The organism is Treponema sp. (genome assembly GCF_024696245.1).
Classification (GTDB): Bacteria; Spirochaetota; Spirochaetia; order Treponematales; family Treponemataceae; genus Treponema_D.
The window spans coordinates 1-20,259 of the sequence record NZ_JAILGZ010000073.1; the positions used below are offsets into that span (position 1 = coordinate 1).

Below are 20,259 nucleotides of genomic sequence, written 5' to 3' on the forward strand. Positions count from 1 at the left end.
TTGCTTACACTTTCTATCATGCGGTCACCGTCATCATAACTTGGACTTGAGTAGTATCCGTCAGACTGAATTGAATCACTTGAAGAATCAGGTTCACTTTCCGGAGTTGTATTGTCTACGATTCCTGCAAGGGCAACATAAGCTGCTGTATAAGAAGCAGAAAGGTTGTCTGACAATGTTACTGTTGTTCCGCTGACAGAACTTACAAGATAATAACTTCCGCCAATACTTATAAGGGAATTAACGTGAACATTAGAAGTATCACTCATTGTTATTGAAGGACTTCCGGCTTCAGAAGTGATTGTCTTTCTGAACCAGTAAAGTCCGTTTTCTGAAACAAGGGTATTGTCACTTGTAGAAGTTTCTGAACCAAGGGCTGCAATTGTTTCTGAAGAAATATCAAATTCAGCATCATCCCTTGCCTGAAGAACATCATAAAGTTTAGTTACTGTAGAAGAGTTTTCTTCATAAGTACGCTTAAAGAAGAAGGCTGTATAGGCAAAGCCAGACTGTGAAACACTATCAACATCATCTTCAGATGCAACAGAAGAGAAGGTGTACCAGTTGTTACTCTGCTTTACATCAGAACTGATATCAAAGCCGTCATCACCGGAAGCAGCAATTACAGGAGCTTCATTATCATAGTTAATGCTTATTTCTGTAGAACCGGTATTTGCTGTACCTTCAGCACTATCAGTGGCAGAAATTGTATAAGTAAGGGAACCTACACCGTCGTCAGTTGCAAGAGTGTATTCAAAGTAAACATCTGTCTTTGTACTTGAATCAACCCATTCAACACTTGCTCCTGAAACTGTAAGAAGCTCTCCGCCTTCAATAAGAGAAACTGAACCGATAGAAAGTTCATCAAGACTGTCATCGTCATGAACATAACCGGTTAAAGTCCAGCTGCCCTTAACATACATATCAGAAACATATTCCCTGGTAGCTGCAACTGTACTGCCGTCATACTGTACAAGACCAAGGTCATATACATAAGGAGTATCAGCATCAAAGCTTGCCATAATGCAGGTAGAAGGACTGAACTTACTGTCACTGTCCCTGGCAATAAACTTAAGGGCAATGGCATTTGTTGCTGTAGCAGAATCTTCAGTAGGGTTAAATTCTTCAGAACCGTTTATATCAAGATTCCAGTAAGTTCCACTGACAGAAACAAGAATTCCATAATCGTCTACAGAATAACCAGAAGCTACAGAACTTGAACCGCTTACCCATGCTGTATTAGAAGAAGATGCATCATAAGTGCGCATGTTGTAAACGCTGTAACCACTAGCTGCAAGATAATCCAGGTCCTTTGTTGTCATTGAGAAGTCTGTAACTTCATTAGCGTCATCGTAAGTAAAGCTTCCGTATCCGCTGGAAGTATCTGAACCATGACCGGTAGAAATAATCTGAACCCATACACTGTCAACACCAATATTTGTTCCGTAAGTATCTGTGGCTGTACCATAAACTTTTACAGTACCACCAAGAGTTGTTCCGGAAGCAGAAGGATAGCTTAAAGAAATAGAAGGCTTATCCCCCTGAGGATCAAACATAATTGTATAGCAGTCTTCAAATACGTTACCTGTTTCGTCGTAAGCTTTTATCCAGAGGTAAAGGTAAACTATGTTGTCAAAAGAAGTTACATCATCAGTAATACCAAAGCTTTCAAGATAATCAGTCATAAGGCTGGTATGAGTACCTGTTTCTGATTCATCATTACCATCAAAGTATACACTCCATGAAGTTCCTGCATCTGTAATCTGAGCATAAGCTGGAGTTGCAGAACAAGTTCCGCTTACAGCACTTCCGTTTGAATCAAGACCTGTCCATGCAGTTACGCTTGTACTTCCATCAGGAGCACTTTCTGAAGATGGAGAGAGGGCATAGTAAATTGAAGATGCACCGGAAACTGTACCATAGGCAAGAACCGAGCCACTGGAAGTAACAGAAGAAGAAGGTCCTGTAAGTTCAACATCAGGAGCTGTATTATCAATTGCAACCTGAAGGGATTCTTCTGTCTCAAGACCGGCATTATCTGTAACCGTAACCTTAAGGGAATGAGTACCAGTTGTAAGGGTGTCAGATATTTCTACTTCAGAAATAGTACATGTACAGTAATACTTTCCGTTAGAATCAAGACTTGCAGTTCCAAGACTTCCTGTATGAACAGTATCATCTCCTGAGATTTCTGCTGTTACGCTGGCAATGCCGTTTTCGTCTCCGGCACTGAATGTTACCGTAAACTTAGTACGGGTTCCTCCAAGAGTTGGGAGGGAAGAAGCAGTTTCTGACCATTCATCTGTATCTGAGTCATAATATGAATATCTGATAGTTTCGATTACAGGAACTGTCTTATCTATTGCAATATAAAGAGGTAAAGATTTTATATTTGTTCCGTCAGAAAGTTTAGGCTGAGCAAGTTCACTTGTATTTGAAGTAATAAATTCTCCGCCTTCATTATCTGTAATCTTAAAGAGAACTTCATGGCTTCCGTCTGCAAGAGTAAAGCTGCCTGCTCCATTAGAAAGAGTTACAGTAGCTGCATCATCATCAGACCATACTCCATCAGTATCAATACAATACTCTATTGAAGAAAGAGTTCCGTCATCATCACTTACATAAAGCTGAAGGCTGCTTGTATTCTTAAGCCATACAGCAGAATCTGCATCTGCCATAGAGCTGATGTCTTCGATATTAGAAAGTGTAATTACAGGTCTGTCTGTATCCTGATCTACTTCTACAGCAAGAGGAGTTGAATATCCTGTATTTCCGGCTTTATCTGTTACGCTAAAGGTAAGGTAAACTGTAACACCATCATCAGCAAGTTCAGATGTTACTACATCACTTACAGTCCAGTTGTTTACGGCATCGATTTCTTTATAAAGAACCCAGCCCTCTGCTGCTGTACTTGCAGTTGTAAGGGAAGAAATTGAAGAAACATTTCCTGTAGTTTCATCACTAGTATAATAAAGGGAAATCATTCCGCCGCTTTCAAGACCGCTCTTATCACTGGCAGTTCCCTTAATATCAATGGTTCCGTTAATCTGAATTCCATCAGCTGAAGAATCTGCATCAGAAGGAGAAGTAACCGAAAGAACAGGGGCTGTCTTATCAACAGCAACTGTTGCAATACTTACCCTTGTTGAGTTACCACTTCCGGCATTATCAACAGCAGTTGCATATACAGTAACGTTTCCATCTGAAGCATCACTAAATACCTCAGCTGCATCTATAGTAACAGTCCACTTTACATACTGAGAACTGTATTCATTTCCGTCATCATCACTTCCTGATGTAACAAGTTCAATTGTTCCATAAGTTGTATCAGAAGAAGTAATAGTTTTTCCATTTACTTCGATAGTAACGGCTGCAATACCTGCGCCATTTCCGTCTGAAGCTGTTCCACTGAATACGAGATCCTCTGTTGCATTTGAATACAAGGTAGAAGAAGAAGCTGTAATAGTAGGAGCATCCGTATCAATATGAATGGCATAAGACTGAATTCCATTCCATGAATAATCTCCTGATTCCCCATCATCTGAATAATCATCATCCCCATTAAAGTCATAGAATACTGTAAGGGAATCTACCGCTGCATTACCTACGTTATCAACTGCAAGAAGAAGAAGATAATTGTCAGTTGCAGTAAATCCGGAAATAGTAGAAGAGTAATTGCTTTCTACTTCAGTAAAATATTTTACGCTGTCAGAATCTGTATAAGAAACTCTCTTTGTAGAAGTTGTAGTCAAAGGAGAGAAGCTGCCGCTGGAAGATGTTGCATAATTTTCCAGGAAGTCTGCTATTGCATCTGAATCAGGTTCTTCTGTAAGAATCTGATAGTAGATTTTTGCAAGTCCGGAACCAGTATCAAGGAAGTTACCCCTGATTTTAATTGAAGTATCATTTCCATAAGAACCAGATGAATACTTTCCGCCAACCTTACTGTCCAGTGAAGAATCATAGGTATACCCGGCAGCCGTAAGTTCATCACTACTATTATCAGTATCACCAATACGGAAAACTATATCCTTGTTATTTGCATCTGCCCAGTGAAGTGCCTGAGGTCCTGCAAGGTCAAATACAATTGTAACTACAGAAGATGCAGAATTGCCTGCACCGTCTGTTACAGTAAACTTAGCCTGAGCACCTGTAGAGAGGGAACTTAAATCAACATCAGCAAATTCCCAGTTATAAAGATTTCCGGAATTTTCAGGAACTGTTACAGAACTTGCCTCTCCGCTTGCTGTGAGAATATCGAGAGTAACAGAAGAAACTGCTTTTCCATCAGAAGCATTACCCTTAAAGGTAAAGGTATTGCCGGAAGAATTATTTACATAATAAGCAGACTCAGAAGACTTATAGTAAGAAGAAGAGAATGAATTCAATGTAAGGGAAGGATTTTCAGTATCAACTACAACTTCAAAAAGCCTTGCACTTACACTTACTACTGAAGAAGTTGCAATCTGGGTACAATTTTTACCATAAGCAACAAGCTTTCCGTCAGAAGAAGGCTGACTTACAAGCTTCCATGAGCGGATTAAAGTTTTATCAGTAAAGCTGTCATAAGAAGCCCAGTCTGAAATTTCTGCAAGGTCATCTGCAGAAGTAAATTCTGTTGCAGAATAAAGCAGGGTATCAGGAACATAATCAACTGAATCAAGAGTAAAGGTAAGGTCTTCTACACCGCTGACAGAGTTTACATAAGAACCGTAAACAGTAACTTCTGTTTCTCCGTTTACATAAACATTGGAACCGGTCTTAGTAAGGGTTGAATCATTAGAAGTCTGATAATAAGAAGCAGTAAGTGTTGTATTTGTAGAATCCTTAATAGCAAATCCGTAATTATTGCCATCAAGGGCAACAAGGCTGTTGTCATTTGTATCAGTTCCAAGGATTTCTACCTTGTAATAAGAACCTGCTTTAAGACCAAATGAAGTATCAAGGTAAAGGGTATATGTATAAGTATCAACAGTTGTATCGTCACCGCTGACACTGTTACCGTCACGATCAGTAATGTAAGTACCATCAGTTTCTATAACTGTATCTGTTTCAGCAAGATTAGAATCAAGAAGGATTATTTTTGCACCAAGAGTTGAAGGATATATTTCTGCCTTATCAATTCCGTAAGAAACCGTAACACTAAGGGAGCCGCTTACAGAAGCTGCAGCAATATCATCTGTATCAGTGTAAGAATAGTTTACGATTCTGTATGTAGGGTCTGCATCTGAATTAATCATAAAGGCAAACTTAGTATCTGCATCTGCACAATAAGTTACTGCAGTACCTGTCTGCTCATAAGTTCCCTCAAGAACAGCTTTTACAATAGCAATCTCTTCATCAGTAAGGGTTCCAGAATAAGAGTCTGTAAGAATCTGCATACATTCCTTTACATCTGGAACAGAAGTAAGGCCTGCTGTTTTAAGAACTTCCGTAAGACTTTCGTCTAAGAAAACCTTTTCAGAAGAATTACCTAATTCATCATATATCTCAGCTACGGCATAAAATGTTTTGTTTGTATCCCAGCCGGAGCTGTTTTCTTCTCCATAAATGGCAATATAGTTGTCATAAAGAGCCTGCTGATTTTCGTCAAGGGAACTGGTATCTGAATAATAGCAGGCAATTGTAACAGCGGTAGAGTTGGCATCAAAACCTGTAAATGAGCTTTTAGCAAGTTCAATTTGATTTCCATCGGAGTCATAAACAGAAACTTCCATTCTGTCCAGACTGTGACTGTCACTTATAACACCTGTAAGCTGAACCTTATGTCCAAAAAGATATAAATCCGTATCAGTATCAGAATCTATGCTTACAACCCCCGGCTTTTCCATAAAGAATAATGGTGCTGTAGTATCAACATCAAAAGTACTGGTTGGTTTACTTGAAGTATGTCCGGAAGAATCATAGGCAACAGCAGAGATTTCGTAACTTCCGTCAGAAAGAGTTGCAAGACAGCCTTCAGTTGATTCAGAAAGAGCTGTTGCTAAAAGTGCTGACCAGTCATTGCCTTCACCAAGAGTGGCTTCCTGATCTTCAAAAATGACTTCTTCTGTATCCGTATCAATTTTTTTAAGGGTAAGGAGAACTTTTGTAACGCTTTTATCGTCAGACCATGTACCGGAAACAGTAATAGTATCCTTTACAAGATCTCCTGTAGCCGGATTAACTATAGATACAGTCGGAGCCCTTGTATCTACAGAAGGTCCAAGACCAATCTCACAGGCAACAAATGTTAAAACCAGAAGAGAAATTGATATTGATAAAAATTTTTTTAAGCTCATATTATTCTCCATAAAAAACTCTAGGACCAGATTTACGAAAATTCTCAAAAGATATTCTCTATATCCTCGGAAGATTTTCTTAATAACATAAATATTACCGCCTGTTTTTTGGAGGAAGAGCTGCATAATATAATAAAAGAACAGGCTCCATTTAAAGTATAGCCTTTTTCTCCAAAATCTCCATTGAAATTCACTGAATTTTTTTTGAATTTTCACCAAATTTTTAAACTTTCCGGTAAATTTCCTCTACAAAGACGGAATTTCGATGTAAACTCCTTCTATGAAAGTAATTGAATTTATTAAAAAACCAGCAGTACTTATTCCTGCCGCTGCCCTTATTCTCTTTGCTCTTGTAACTGCAGGAATCCTGAAATCATGTCAGGGTGGTGAATCAGCAAAGGCACAACCTGTAATCGTCTTTTATGATCTGGATGAAGATATAGAAGAAATCCTTAAATCCCAGATAGAAGAATTGTCCTCAGGCTTAGGCTGCAGTTACAGATTTAAGCACATTGACGGAGACAAAAAACTTAGTTCCAGGGAAATCAGAAACTACGAACTTTTGATTACAAAAAACGGTATTGCCGCTGATAATCTTTCTGAATCCACCATGACTATTTCTGACAGATGTTTTACTTCCGTGCCTAATTCACTTTCCATCAACAAAAAGATTCTTCCGATTATTCTTGATCACAATGAAGTTTCCGTTTATACAGTTCCCCAGAAAAAACTTAACCTTACCCTTCCCTCTACATGGAAGGAATACATGGCTTTTCTTAAGGCAGAACGAGACAGCAGTCTTATAGAAAATCCTTCTATCTGTGCCGGAAAAGAAAACAGCCAGCTCTTTGGTTTTATAAGCAACCTTGCCCTTACAAAACTTGGCATTAACGGATACAAGGAACTTACTAAAGAACTGTCCCTCAGCAATGGAAGAACAGTTACTCCAATGCTTACATCCGTTCTTAACGAAATTAAGGAAATGCAGGACCAGGGACTGATTCTTAAAAACTGGTATGAAGTTACGGAAAGTGACCTCCTTCAGTATTACTTTAAGGAAAGAAAAACCGGTGTTTACTACATGAGCCTTTCCCTGCACAGAAAAGTTCAGCAGCTTTACATCAAGTACTTTGAGACCATGGATTTTCCTAAAGCCGACATTGCTACAAAAGAAGCTGTAACAGGAAGCAGTATTTGTGCCCTTCAGATAAACAACAAATTTAAAGGAGAAGAACTTTTAAGCATTCTTCTTTCTTCAAAAGTTCAGGAATACCTTACAGACAAAAGCCGCCTGGCGCCTGTAAATAAAAAATGCATGGCTTATGACAGTCAGTCTGATGACGTAAGGTTCTGGGTTGCAAGTTCACCGGCAGGACTTATTCCGGACATCAGCTATGCTTCCTTTGATGATCCTGTAAAGCGCAGCCGTCTGGCAGATGCAATCCGCTCTTACTTAAAATAAAAAAGTAAAAGTCAGACATCTAATTCAATTTAATTCAATACGTCGAGTCAAGGCACGCTCACGCTTAAAGCCTTGACTTCGCCGTTTTGAGGGTTTTGTAATAAACCCTCAATAAAAAAGGGGCTGAACTTAAAGCATTTAACTGCTCAAGTTCAGCCCCTTTCTATTACTTATTTTATTCTTTTCTTATTCACAGCTTTTAGAATACGCTTGTACGTATACCAAGTGATACTGTAAACACTTCCTTCTTAGCATCATCACTGGCAATATCCGATGGAATAAACCAGATCTGAGGTTCAGTGTAAAGGGACCAGGTCTTAAAGAGCTTTGCATTCGGAATGGTTACCCTAGGGAACTCAATCTGAACAAGAGCTGCAGAAAGTACCTGTGATACCTTTTCTCCATCTGTAGAAGTAGCACCAGAATCCGTAAAGTAAGAGAAGTTTGCACCTACAGAAATAGAAGCACTAAGCCAGTCCCAGTCACGGCCAAAGAAGTACCTGAATGGAATATATCCAATCTGAGCAATAATCTTTGCACCGATTACGTTACCACCAAAGCGCAGGTCTGTATGTGACTGACCAAGCATGTCAGAAACCATATCACGCTGGCTCTGGGTAAACTGACCAAAGTTAGCCTGAATCTTAACTGCATTATCGAATGCTGTAAGACCAATACCAACATTGTAAAGGGTTGCTCCCCATACGCTTACATCAAAGTAAAGACCCTGAATAAAGGCTGGTACTTCATAAGCAGCCTTGTCACCCTTACGAAGTTCAAACTTAACTGACTTAAGGTTTACGTCATCACTGGTAAGTCCCTTAAAGTTAAGCTGCTGGTTGTAATGACCGCCTTCTCCCGGTGAAATAAGCTTGATTACAGGAGCTGTTCTGTCAATCTGAACAATAGTTCTTGTAATTGCATTTTCTCCGTTGTACATCTCTGCCTTTACAAGCATAAAGTGGGTTCCGGCTGCAATATCAAGGTTTTCAATTCTGTAAGACCAGTTACCCCTGTTCTTGCGGGAAACTGCCTTATAAGACTTACCATTGTCAAAGCTTACGTATACGCCCTTAATCTTTTTACCTTCAAGTTCACGCCTGCGTTCTACAGAAATATTCTTTTTGTCCTTAAGCTCTGCCTTTTCTTCTTCTGTAAGAATGTAGCCGGCATTACCTGCAAGGAGAGGTCTGTTCTGAGCAAAGTCACCGTAAGTAAAGTCTGCATTATCCAGAGTTACCCATGGACCATTAGGAGCGTAAACAAAGGTCTGTTCACGGCTTTCGATTACCTTACCATTCTTTGTGTGGGAGATAACCTTATATCTGTAAACACCTGCTGTAAGGGATACTGTCTTATCCTTACCCTCTTCGTCTTTAAGAACGTTTCCTTCCTTGTCATAGAGTTTGTAAACAGGGCAGATTCTGAACTTAAAGTAGCCGTTTGGAGTAAGCATACTTGTATTCTTTGTAACATTCTTTCCATAAGGGAGGTGTTCTGCAGCGGCAATAATCCTATTGTCAGAATTAAGCTGTCCGCTTCCGTCCTTAAGGGAAATCTCTACATACTGAACAGGGTCATCTTCTTCTGAACTTGTTATACCGTAAATGTTGAATTCACCATTAAGATGTTCACCATTAAGAGGGTAAAGAAGTTCTGCCCTGGCAAGCTGAGTTTTTGAATCCAGCTGAATGTTGCGGCTTACACGGGTTACGTTTCCGGCAGCATCTTTTCCTGTAAGTTCTACGTTATAGAAGCCGTCATTAAGGGAACGTTCAATATCAATAATTTCAGAAATAATTTCTGAAGGTGTAAGTTCATAGTGAGCAAGGCGTGATGGTACTGTCTTACCTTCAAGGGAACGTACTGTAATGTAAAGTTCAGTAAGTCCGATGTTGTCTGTTGTCTGTCCTGAGAAGAAGAGGTTCTTAGAAGTCTTACTGTCATCAAGAGGAAGCTCAAGCCTGAGTTCAGGAGCAGTATTATCAATGTTAATCAAAGATGAATAAAGACCTGTAATTCCATAGCCGTCATATACCTTAAAGAATACTACGTGAGTTCCGTCCTGAATTACACGGGTATCAAAAGTATAGCTCCAGTTTGTAGTACCTTCTGCATCATTATAAGAAGCACCGTTATCAATAGAAACCTGAACCTTACTGATTCCGTTTTTATCGCTGGCAGTTCCCCTGAGGGTTACAATACCCTTAACAGTCTTACTGATATCAGGTTCATTCATCCAGCCCTTTGGTTCTTCAAGAGAAATACGGAACTTGCGGACATCTTCTGAACCACGGATACCGTTACGGTCAACAGAGTAAACACTTACACTATGTTCGTTGTCTGTCATTGAAGAAAGTGGAACTTCAATTTCGTAGTTATAGCGGAGGTTTGCATCATCAGTTTCTGCAAGAGAAGGATCAGATGATACAAGCTGATAACGGCCACTGTCTATTCTATAGTAAACACGGCTTGGACCGTCATCATCAGAAACTACACCGGAAATCTTAAAGTCTGTAGTAAGAACCTGATTTTCTTCCGGCAGGTTAATTTCTACAACAGGCTTGTCTGATTCAGAGTTAACTTTAAATTCCCAGCTGTAAGATGAATCAGGAATTACAGTTGAGTTTCCGGCTGCATCTGTAAATACAAATGACATCCTGTTATCAATAGGGAATGCTGCTGTTCCTACTTCCATATGTGGCAGTGAAGAATTAAGGGTCTTTAACGGATTATTTCTGTCTGCTACAGGAACTTCCTTTCCTTCACTGTCTGTAAGTGTTTTTGCCGGAATATCTTCCGGATGAGCATAGATTTCAAATTCTTCTGAACGTGCTCCACCTGGAGAACGATATGTAATGCTCTTAAGAAGACCAGCTTCTTTTACAAGGAAGCCGATTGTATTTTCACCGTTAACGCTTGTACTTGCTGCATCAGGAAGAATAACCTGAACCTGAGGAGCAGTTGTATCTTTCTGAACTACAGTATTGCAGTAAGCAATTTTTCCGGAAGTATCTTTTGCACGGAGTGAAAGACCTGCATATCCGTCAGGAATATCACTAAGGTCTACTGTAAAGCTGAATTCTCCGCCACCCTTTGGAATAGAAACAGGCTTCCATTCAGCATCTGCATTATCAGAGAGAGTATATTCAAGGGAAGAAACACCATTACCATCTGTAACAGAACCGCTTACACGGAATGACTTCTGTACAAAGGCCATATCCTTAGGTCTGTTAAGGGTAATAGTTGGTTTTGATGTATCTACAACAAGGGTAACTTCCGGAGAATTATATGCACCACCGGCTTCGTCTGTTACACGGATAGAAACACCCCTGTATGTACCGTCAGAAGTAGCCTTAAAGAGAACTGTGTTATTAGGACCGGCTTCTGCAGTTAATCCGCGAACATCGCCCCGGACAGAAGCCTTTATGTTCTGGAAAGGAATATTTGCAAATGCCTTAAGGGCTGCACCGTCATTAAGAACATAAGATGTACCGCTGAGAGTTACACCATCTGTCTCTGACCAGAAAATCTTTGCAGCATTGTTAAGTACTGCATGGGTTCTGAGAACAATAATTGTTCCTGTAATTTCTTTCTTTGTACCACCTGCAGTTGTAACAACAGCCTTGAGGGAGTTAATTTTTGCAGGGAGGTTTGCCAGAGGGAATTCTGCTGAATATTCAGGACCGGTAGAACCAGGAAGAATAGCAGCTGATTTTTCCGAACCGCCGTTAAAGCTGTATGTAACGCCTGTAACTGCAGCATTTGAATTTATTTTAATAAGACCCTTATGACCGGCTTCTGCATTTGTTCCCTTTTCAAGAACAATAGACATACCGCTCTTATAAGGAGCACCATCGATTTCTGCAAAATGAGCATCGATTTCTACAGGAGCAGAAACAGACAGGCTTTCTGTATAAGAAGGAGCCTTTCCCTTAACTTCTGCATCTGTTGCCTTTACTTCAAATTTAAGTGAACCGGTGTCGGCCTTAATTTCGTCAGCCTTAACTACCTTAAAGAGGTTGTCACATTCACCCTGGTAAACACAGATTCCGTAATAGTTTTCTCCTTTAAGCCAGAAAAGCTTTGGATCTTTTTTAGAAGACTTTTTATCACCGCCAGCTGCAGGAGGATATGGGATTTTTCTTACAAAAACAGCCTCTGCTGATTTTTTACCTGATGCTGATTCAGCAACAAGTTCAACAACATACATACCGTCAGAAGCAAATTCCTTGTCTGTTGTAAGATTTGTAATTGAGAACTTACCCCTTCTGTTAAGGTCAACCTTCGTTAATTCAGAAGTTTCAGGATTGCTGATTACAGAAATAAAACCGCTGTCATCAATCTGAACTTTAGCAGAGAAAATTCTGTAAGAAATACTTACATCTGAATCTGCAGTTACTCCACCACTAATAGAAAGTTTGTCACTCTGGGTAAGGAACTCAAAGGCCCTTCCGTTTTCAGTGTCATATTTAGAAGTTGAATCAATTGTAATTACAGGAGCCTTTTCATCAGAATAGAAATACATTTCCTGTGAATCGTAGTTTGTCCAGATATCTGTTGTAACCCTTACCTTAAACTTAGCACTGGAAGCACCAGGAGCAGCTGTTACCGTAATAACATTTCCGTCAAAGGCTGCACTTACACCCCTTACTGCAGGAACTGTTGCTACGGAAGAAATCTTTCCGCCGGCAAAATATCCTGTAAGAGGATAGTCAGGATTAATCTTTACTGCACCATTTTCTGCAACAATTGAATCTGTAAAGTATACACCTGGTTTTTCTACATTAATCTGAGTAAGGTCAGTTATATTAAGGATTGCATAATGAAGGCTTTCCCTGTCGTAAATATCAGTTGCCCTGACAGTAACTTTTGAGAAGCCCCATGGAATATCGTCTCCACCTAAAGGAATACTTACGGTAGCTGACTTTGCGTTTTCTCCAACAGTAAGATCCTTTTTAATGCTGCCGTTTGAGCCCCAGCTTAATTCCCAGTTAACGGCTTTAAGACCACAGCTGGAATTTACCTTTATTTCGTAAGAACCATTTTCTTCCGGATTAATCTTCATACCGTCAGTAAATTCCTGAGAAGATTTACCTGAAAGATATTTTGCCCCGGAATAAGTTGGAGCAATTCCCTTAGACTGGAAGGAAACAGAAGTTTCGTTACCCTTTACACCATATTTATCTACTGCATAGGCTGTAAGGGTATGAGTACCATCGCTTAATGCACCAGGAATCTGTGTATAGAAAACACCGTTACATTCAACTGTAGATTCATCTTTGCCATCAAGGGAGTAAATAACCTTTACAACACCATCATCGTCTTCTGCAATACCACGAATAAAGAGAAGTCCGTCTTCTCCGTCTACACCTTCGTTTTCTACAGGATACTTAATGCTTACAAGAGGCTTGTCTGCTTCCTGATCAAGAAGAATAGTACGCTTTTCTGTTACAGTATTACCCATAATATCTGTAGCGGTAATCTGGAAAGTTTCTGACTTCTTGTTAATCTTACGGGTATCAAGTTCTACAGACCAGTAAGGATTTCCTGGAATAAGGCTGTGGTTATCATCTACGTCCTTATATTCTTCCTTAAAGTCATCCCTTGCATAGAAAGCGCCGGAAAGATCACCAAAGCTCCATTCAAGCTTTTTAATACCGTTTACTTCACGCTTTTCTACTTCTTTAGTTTCTTCTCCGTCCTTAATCTTTTCTTTTTTGTAACTGCCTAAAGCATAACCGGCAACACTAAAGATACCATTCTGAGCTTCCTTTTCCTGTGGAGTAAGAATCTCAATTTTAGGAGGATTGTTCTTTACAAGGAAAAGATATGTAAGCCTTCCTACTGAACCTGCACCGTCCCTTGCCTTTAAAAGACACTTGCGGGCACCTTCTTCAAGCTGACGGCTGTCTACTGTAATGGAAAATTCATATACAACAGAAATACCCTGAGCCTTTAATGATTCATATTCAGCCTTTCTTTCTTCACCCTGGAAATATTTTGATTTTTCAAGTTTTACTTCTTTAAGATCAGCTGCTTCAAGGTCTGCAAACTTCTTTTCTTCGTTACAGCTATATTCAAGACTCTGTATTCCGTTACCGTCTGTAACATAACCTTCAATCTTAAAGCGGCCGCTCTTCATTGAACCCATTTCTGCAGGATTCATTACGTGGATTTCCGGAGTACGGCGGTCAAGCTGCCATGTTACCTTTACAGAATCACCTCTGTCAGAAATAAGAGGATTTTTAATCTTACCGTTCTTTTCGTATTCTTCATTTAACTTTGCAAGATCTTCAGAAGCAAGGGCTTCCTTTGCCTTTATACGCTTGTCTTCTATTTCCTTGATTTTTTCTTCTGAAAAATTATATGGAGGGCCCATAAGGATTTTCTTATCCTTTTCCCAGGCTTCATCAATAGGAGCTGACTTATCAATACCGTAAACTTCTATTGTATGAGGACCTTCAAGCCATTCAGTTGTATTAAGTTCATAAGACCAGAATTCCCTTCCGTTTGCAGGCTGAGGAATTCCCTTATAAGGACCGTCATCAAAAATAATATAAACTACATCAACACCATCATCATCAGTACAGGTACCAACAATATTAAGGTTACCAGGTACACGCATTCCTTCTGAAGGATTTGTAATACCAACTACAGGTTTGTCCGACTCTGAGTCTATGTAAATATTATAAGGACCGGCAACAGTAGTGTTTCCAGCCTGGTCTTCTGCTGTAACTACAATGTTGTACTTACCTTCTTTTTTCTGCTCAAGAGGGAATGTTTTTTCCCAGCTGTTAAGAGTATTACCGTCTTCCTCTTTGTGGGCTTCTCCAGCCTCTACAGAAGAGGGAATAGTCTGTTCATCTACCTTTGCAGGATTAGGTGCAGCAGAGGACTGTATTCCAATAATTGAGGCACAAAACAATATTATTAAAGCTTTCTTAAACATATCACTCTCCGTTAATAAGTCGGACTATTACTTAGATTTTCGGCAGGATTTACCGATTTCTCCATAAAAAAAACCTTAGAAGAAATAACATCTGCTCAATTTAATAGTGTAAAAAGTAACAATTAAAATGTCAAATTTCTCCAATTTTATTATGGGGGTAAATTTCTTTAAAAAGTGTTATACTTTTTAAGAAGGAGACTGTTTATGGAAGAAAATATTTCAAAACTTCAGGAACTTATAAATTCCAGCAGTAAAATCGTATTTTTTGGAGGTGCAGGAGTTTCTACAGAAAGCGGAATTCCTGATTTTAGAAGTACGGACGGACTTTACCACCAGAAATGGGACTACCCTCCGGAAACCATACTGAGCCACGAGTTTTTCTTTGGAAAGACTAAGGAATTTTACCGCTTTTACAGGGAAAAACTTCTTGTATCTGGAATTGAACCTAATGCAGCCCATAAAAAGCTGGCAGAAATGGAAGAAAAGGGAAAGCTTCTTGCAGTTATTACCCAGAACATAGACGGACTTCACCAGAGTGCCGGGAGTAAAAAAGTCCTGGAACTTCATGGAAGCACCCTGCGTAACTACTGTACTAAATGCGGAAAATTTTACGACGCTGATTATATAAGGGATAACAGTGATGAAGAAGGAATCCCCCGCTGTATGGAATGCGGCGGACTTATAAAACCGGATGTAGTTCTTTACAACGAAGGTCTTGATGACAAATGCGTATCTGATTCAATTAATGCACTAATGGAAGCTGACCTTCTTATTATTGGAGGAACTTCCCTTACGGTATACCCTGCTGCCGGACTTATTCAGTATTACCGGGGAAAAGACATAGTTTTAATAAACAGGGATCCAGGCTCCGGAGATAATATTGCCAGCCTGGCCATTCACGACTCAATAGGAAAGGTTCTGTCACAGATAAAAGTCTGATTTTGTGCTATACTGACTGAATGAATATCTGCCTTTTTACTAAAGAAGAGATTAATTCCCCTTTAAGCCTTAGGGATCAGAGGGGACAGCATCTTATAAAAATTCTCCATAAAAAAGAGGGAGACAGCTTTTCTGCAGGAATAATTGACGGAGAAGCCGGCACTGCCCTGATTACAAAAATAGAAAGTCGGGAAGAAAAAAGCCCTGACGGAAGAAAAACCTGGCTTGACGGAGAGATTCACTTTGAATTTACAGGCCAGAGTGACGGAAAACCCCTTTATCCCCTGGTTATGATTGTAGGATTCCCAAGACCAATTCAGCTTAAACGCCTTTTAAGGGATATTGCCGGACTGGGAGTATGCCAGATTCACCTTACAGCCACTGAACTGGGAGAAAAATCCTACCTTAAAGCAGACCTGGCTTCTCCGGAAGAATGCCGCAAAATGCTGCTGGAAGGAACAATTCAAGCTGCCGGAACCCATGTTCCCCAGGTATTTATCCATGAATCTCTAAAAGACTGCCTTGATTCAATTAAACTTGATTCAGCTCAAAAGCAGGAAAAAACTGCCCGCTTTGCCCTGGACAACGTAAGTCCTGACATGAGCCTTATTAAACAGATGGATTTACTGGCAGAAAAAGAAGGCTTTAACAAAGCAATTGCTGCCATAGGAAGTGAACGAGGCTGGTCTAAAGATGAGAGGGAACTTTTAGAAAGCTATGGCTATATAAGAACAGGCATGGGAATCCGTGTCCTTAGAACTGAAACTGCTGCAACAGTAGCTGCAAGCCTGATTCTTGCAAAAATGGGTCTGCTGGGATAACATCTGAAGAATGGATAACGCAACTATTAAAGAAATGCTCCTGGATATACAGGATTCACAGCTGGATTTTACTGTTACAATGACCGGTAAAGAAAGTACAAGGGTAAACGGACTTTACAAGCCGGACTTAAGGGAGATTCTCCTTCACAATAAAAACTTTAAGACAGACAATCAGCTTATTTATACAGCAATACATGAATATACCCATCACCTTATAAACGAAGAAGACATTGCTAAAAACGGAGGAAGGGAACCTCCAGGCTGCGCAAGAAGTCATACAAACTATTTCTGGGCAAAATTCCACGGACTTCTGGATATTGCAGAAGAAAAAGGCTACTACAAGCTGGACATGACTATGTCACCGGAACTTGAAAGCCTTACTCAGGAAATAAAAGATAAATACATAGCACCTAACGGCCACCTTATGCAGGAACTGGGTAAAAGCCTTATTAAAGCCCATGCCCTTTGTGACCAGGCAAATATCCGTTACGAAGATTATATTGACCGTATACTTCAGCTGCCAAGAACTACAGCAAAGTCCATTACAAAAGTAGGACAGCTGCCGGAAACAGATGCTGACTTAGGTTTTGAAAACATGAAACTTGTAGCCGCACAGAAAAAAGTTACCGATAAAGAAAAAGTACACGAAGCAATTAAGCAGGGAAAAAGTCCTGACAGCGTAATTGCCATGATGAAGAAAAAAGCAAAGGAAATAGATCCTAAAGAAAAACTAGAAAAAGAACGGGACCGCCTTACAAGAACTATTAATGAACTTACAACCCGTCTTGAATACGTGGAGGAAAGTCTTGCCAGCTTATAGCTTTATCAAAAAAACAGCTGCACTTTTAATTACCGCTTCTCTTGCAGGGAACCTTTACTGTGATGAAAAAAACAATACACCCTCAGTAGAGACCCCTGCCATAAATACGCCATCTATTCCGGAAATTAAAATCGATACTTCCGGAATGCACACCCTTTCTGCACCAACAATCGGAGAAGGTTTTTATACACCAAACACTGTTTCGTCAAAAATATATGACGCTCCCCAGAGTCAGAAAAAGGTTCAGTCAAAAATAAGTGACGACATTACCACAGATTCAGGCAGCCTTAAAAAAGTTTTGTCTTCAATCAGTGCCCAGGACCTTTCTACCATGAGTGAACTGGGAATGCTTGACTCCCTGGACAGTTCAGATGACAGCCTTGAAGCAATTCTTAGTGAACTCAGACAGATAAAAGAACAGAACTCAGAACTTCTTTACAAAACAGAAGCTGACAAAAGTTTTGCTACCCCTGCCAAAGATTATGTAACTACAGAAGGAGAAGAAGACAGTACTTCTTCAAAAAAGGCTGTGGTAAAACCAAAGATTCTCAGGTTTTCTATTAACAGCTATGACATTCTAAGAACCTGCCGCAAGATTTACATTTCTTCCCTTCAGGAAGATGGTGCTTTTCTTGTAACAGGAGACAGACGCTATTTAAGTGACGGAAAAACCCGCAGCGAAACCTTTTATCTTTACTTTAATATAGAAAAAGAAAATGGAACTTCTACATACACAGTTACAGCTCTGGTAAGTCAGGACTACCTTAATGAATATTCCTTTATTTATCAGTTAAGCCAGAAGAAGAACCTTACTGCAACCCGCACAGGAAACCTTCTTACAATGCACACTGCTGATGCCAACTGGCAGCTGGACTTTTTAGTAGATCTTGGAGATGAAGAATGAATGAAAAACTGATTCAGGGCTGCAAAAAACTGGGACTTACTTTATCAGAAGAACAGTTTAAGCAGCTGGAAATCTATATAAAAGCCGTTCTTGATTTTAATAAAAGCTACAATCTTATGAAGGCAGATAATGAAGATGAACTTGCAGTAAACCATGTTCTTGATTCACTTGCAGCAGTTCCTCATATTGCCGGATTAATAGACAGTTCTTCTAAAATCGGAGACATAGGAAGCGGCGGCGGCTGTCCTGGAATTCCACTGGCAGTAGCTTTTCCGGAAAATTCCTTTACCCTGGTAGAGAGAATGGAAAAACGCTGTACCTTCCTTGAAAGTGCCATTCACAAGATGAACCTTAAAAACGTAAAGGTTTTATGTTCACCGGCAGATGCTGTAGAAAAAGAAATCTTTGACCTTGAAGTTTTCCGTGCCTTTCATCCCTTTGATAAAAAAATCGTAAAGCTTCTTTTTGCCATGCTTAAAAAAGGCGGACATCTTGCAGCTTACAAGGCAAGGCTTGAAAAAATAAAGACAGAAATGTCAGAAGTAGAAGTTATGGTTCCTGACTACAAGGTAATAACACTTTCAGTGCCATACCTTGAAGATCATGAACGCAATCTTGTTGTAATTAAAAAATAAAACTTACCCTTTACTTTTTTTGTCTGGACAGCCATTCAAAAAGAGTAAGGTCTCCTTCCTGGCACTGATTGTTTAATACATAAGACCAGGAAGAATGGCCGTCTATCTCTACCCCTTCACTATCAATTACATTTGGAAAAAGAGAATAATGCAAATCTTTTGCTCCAGCCTGCTTTAATCTTTCATAAGTAGGACCATCATGATTTGCTATCTTTATGGTTTCATCATTTTCTGCATGAGTAAACCAGAGGGGTATCTTTGCAAGTTTTTCTATCTGTGCATCAGTAATTTTTACATCAGGATAGGCTTCACATACGGGAAAAGCTGCTGCAAAAAAGTCAGGATACTGAATAAGCATGTTCATTGTCATATAACCGCCGGCAGAACAGCCTCCAACATATATACGTGATGTATCAATCCAGGGATTCCTTGCAATATAAGAATCAATCATGGCCTTTACAACTTGAGTATAATAAGAAACTGCAGCATAAGGTTTTTTATCCGGGTCTTCATTCTTTTCCATCTCCGGAGCCTGATACTTTCCACTACGAACATCGCTGTCCATAAAGTTAAGGCCTGTTACAAATTTTCTTGCTGAATCCAGTTTACGATCTACAGTTCCACCTATATCAACAGGAGCCCATACCCTCATTCCAAAAACATCTGTGTCTATTGTCTCAAGCCAGCCTGTAGGACACTGGGGAATTAAAACGCAGGCACCTTCAGGAAAATACTTTTGTATATTTTCAGAAATTAAAGCTGTAGATTTTAAGCCCAGTAAAGGCATGTATGGATTATCTCCCCCTTCTGCAATTCCGTGGAACCAGATAATAAGGGGTGTATCTGTTTTTTCTTCCGGTGGATTCCAGGAAGCATACTTAATTGTAAGACCATCTTTTGTAATCATCTGAATGGTAAAATCAGCAGCCGGACTTACAATACCAGAAAGCTGTGTAATGGAAAGCTTAAGATTTTTATTTGTAATTCTGTAAAGATAGTATTTACACCTTCCCTTTAATATTCTGCCGGTATAAAAATCACATTCTTCATCTTCATAGTGAACAGAAAGTTTTATTGCTATATAACGGGATGCATTTTTTACAGGATTACCATATTTGTCAGAAGGATAGACTTCTTCTATCTTACGGGAATAAGCCATACCTCTTGCTGAATCTGTCTGGTCTTCATTAACAATTACTCTTTCTACTTTAAAGTCTTCTGTCTTAATTGAATCAGGATTTAAAGTTACTGCAGCATCACAAACAAGAAGATTTACAGCTGCACCCCAGTCATAGGAATGAAGATACATAACATATTCTTTTTGTCCGGGAACCTTTTCTTTATAAAATTCCTGGGCAAAAGAAAAAAGAGACATAAAAGATAACATTATAATAATAAAAGTTTTTTTCATAATATAAATGTTATCAGTAAATAATTTTTACGTC

At 39.5% G+C, this 20,259-nt stretch carries 9 protein-coding genes; 6 read left to right on the forward strand and 3 right to left on the reverse strand.

Annotation, left to right across the window (positions count from 1 at the left end; genetic code table 11):
* Positions 1 to 6,281: Ig-like domain-containing protein (locus K6D58_RS04975; RefSeq protein ID WP_296828247.1), on the reverse strand; the 6,281-nt coding region annotated here is incomplete at its 3' end.
* Positions 6,282 to 6,561: 280 nt separating this feature from the next.
* Here K6D58_RS04975 and K6D58_RS04980 point away from each other — a divergent pair.
* Complete coding sequence (locus tag K6D58_RS04980; RefSeq protein WP_296828249.1) at positions 6,562 to 7,743, forward strand: hypothetical protein; 1,182 nt, start codon at positions 6,562 to 6,564, stop codon at positions 7,741 to 7,743.
* 199 nt (positions 7,744 to 7,942) lie between these two features.
* Here K6D58_RS04980 and K6D58_RS04985 read toward each other — a convergent pair whose 3' ends face one another.
* Positions 7,943 to 14,695: an Ig-like domain-containing protein gene (locus tag K6D58_RS04985; RefSeq protein ID WP_296828250.1), complete on the reverse strand. Its 6,753-nt coding sequence runs from the start codon at positions 14,693 to 14,695 to the stop codon at positions 7,943 to 7,945.
* 204 nt (positions 14,696 to 14,899) lie between these two features.
* Here K6D58_RS04985 and K6D58_RS04990 point away from each other — a divergent pair, with 204 nt between their 5' ends.
* From K6D58_RS04990 to rsmG, 5 genes are read left to right on the forward strand one after another with little or no spacing between them, the layout of a single operon-like run.
* On the forward strand, positions 14,900 to 15,634 hold the full coding sequence (locus K6D58_RS04990; protein WP_296828252.1) for an NAD-dependent protein deacylase: 735 nt from the start codon (positions 14,900 to 14,902) through the stop codon (positions 15,632 to 15,634).
* 20 nt (positions 15,635 to 15,654) lie between these two features.
* On the forward strand, positions 15,655 to 16,455 hold the full coding sequence (locus K6D58_RS04995) for a 16S rRNA (uracil(1498)-N(3))-methyltransferase (protein ID WP_296828254.1): 801 nt from the start codon (positions 15,655 to 15,657) through the stop codon (positions 16,453 to 16,455).
* A 10-nt stretch (positions 16,456 to 16,465) separates the two neighbouring features.
* Positions 16,466 to 17,275, forward strand: a complete 810-nt coding sequence (locus K6D58_RS05000; RefSeq protein ID WP_296828255.1) for a hypothetical protein — start codon at positions 16,466 to 16,468, stop codon at positions 17,273 to 17,275.
* Entirely contained in the window at positions 17,262 to 18,179 is a 918-nt protein-coding gene (locus K6D58_RS05005) for a hypothetical protein (protein ID WP_296828257.1), read from the forward strand. Before K6D58_RS05000 ends, K6D58_RS05005 begins: the two co-directional genes overlap by 14 nt.
* Positions 18,176 to 18,814 carry a 16S rRNA (guanine(527)-N(7))-methyltransferase RsmG gene (gene rsmG, locus K6D58_RS05010; protein ID WP_296828259.1) on the forward strand — a complete coding sequence of 213 codons (639 nt, stop codon included), beginning with the start codon at positions 18,176 to 18,178 and terminating at the stop codon, positions 18,812 to 18,814. Before K6D58_RS05005 ends, rsmG begins: the two co-directional genes overlap by 4 nt.
* Positions 18,815 to 18,824: 10 nt before the next feature.
* Here rsmG and K6D58_RS05015 read toward each other — a convergent pair whose 3' ends face one another.
* Complete coding sequence (locus tag K6D58_RS05015; protein WP_296828261.1) at positions 18,825 to 20,189, reverse strand: prolyl oligopeptidase family serine peptidase; 1,365 nt, start codon at positions 20,187 to 20,189, stop codon at positions 18,825 to 18,827.
* Positions 20,190 to 20,259: the final 70 nt, after the last annotated feature.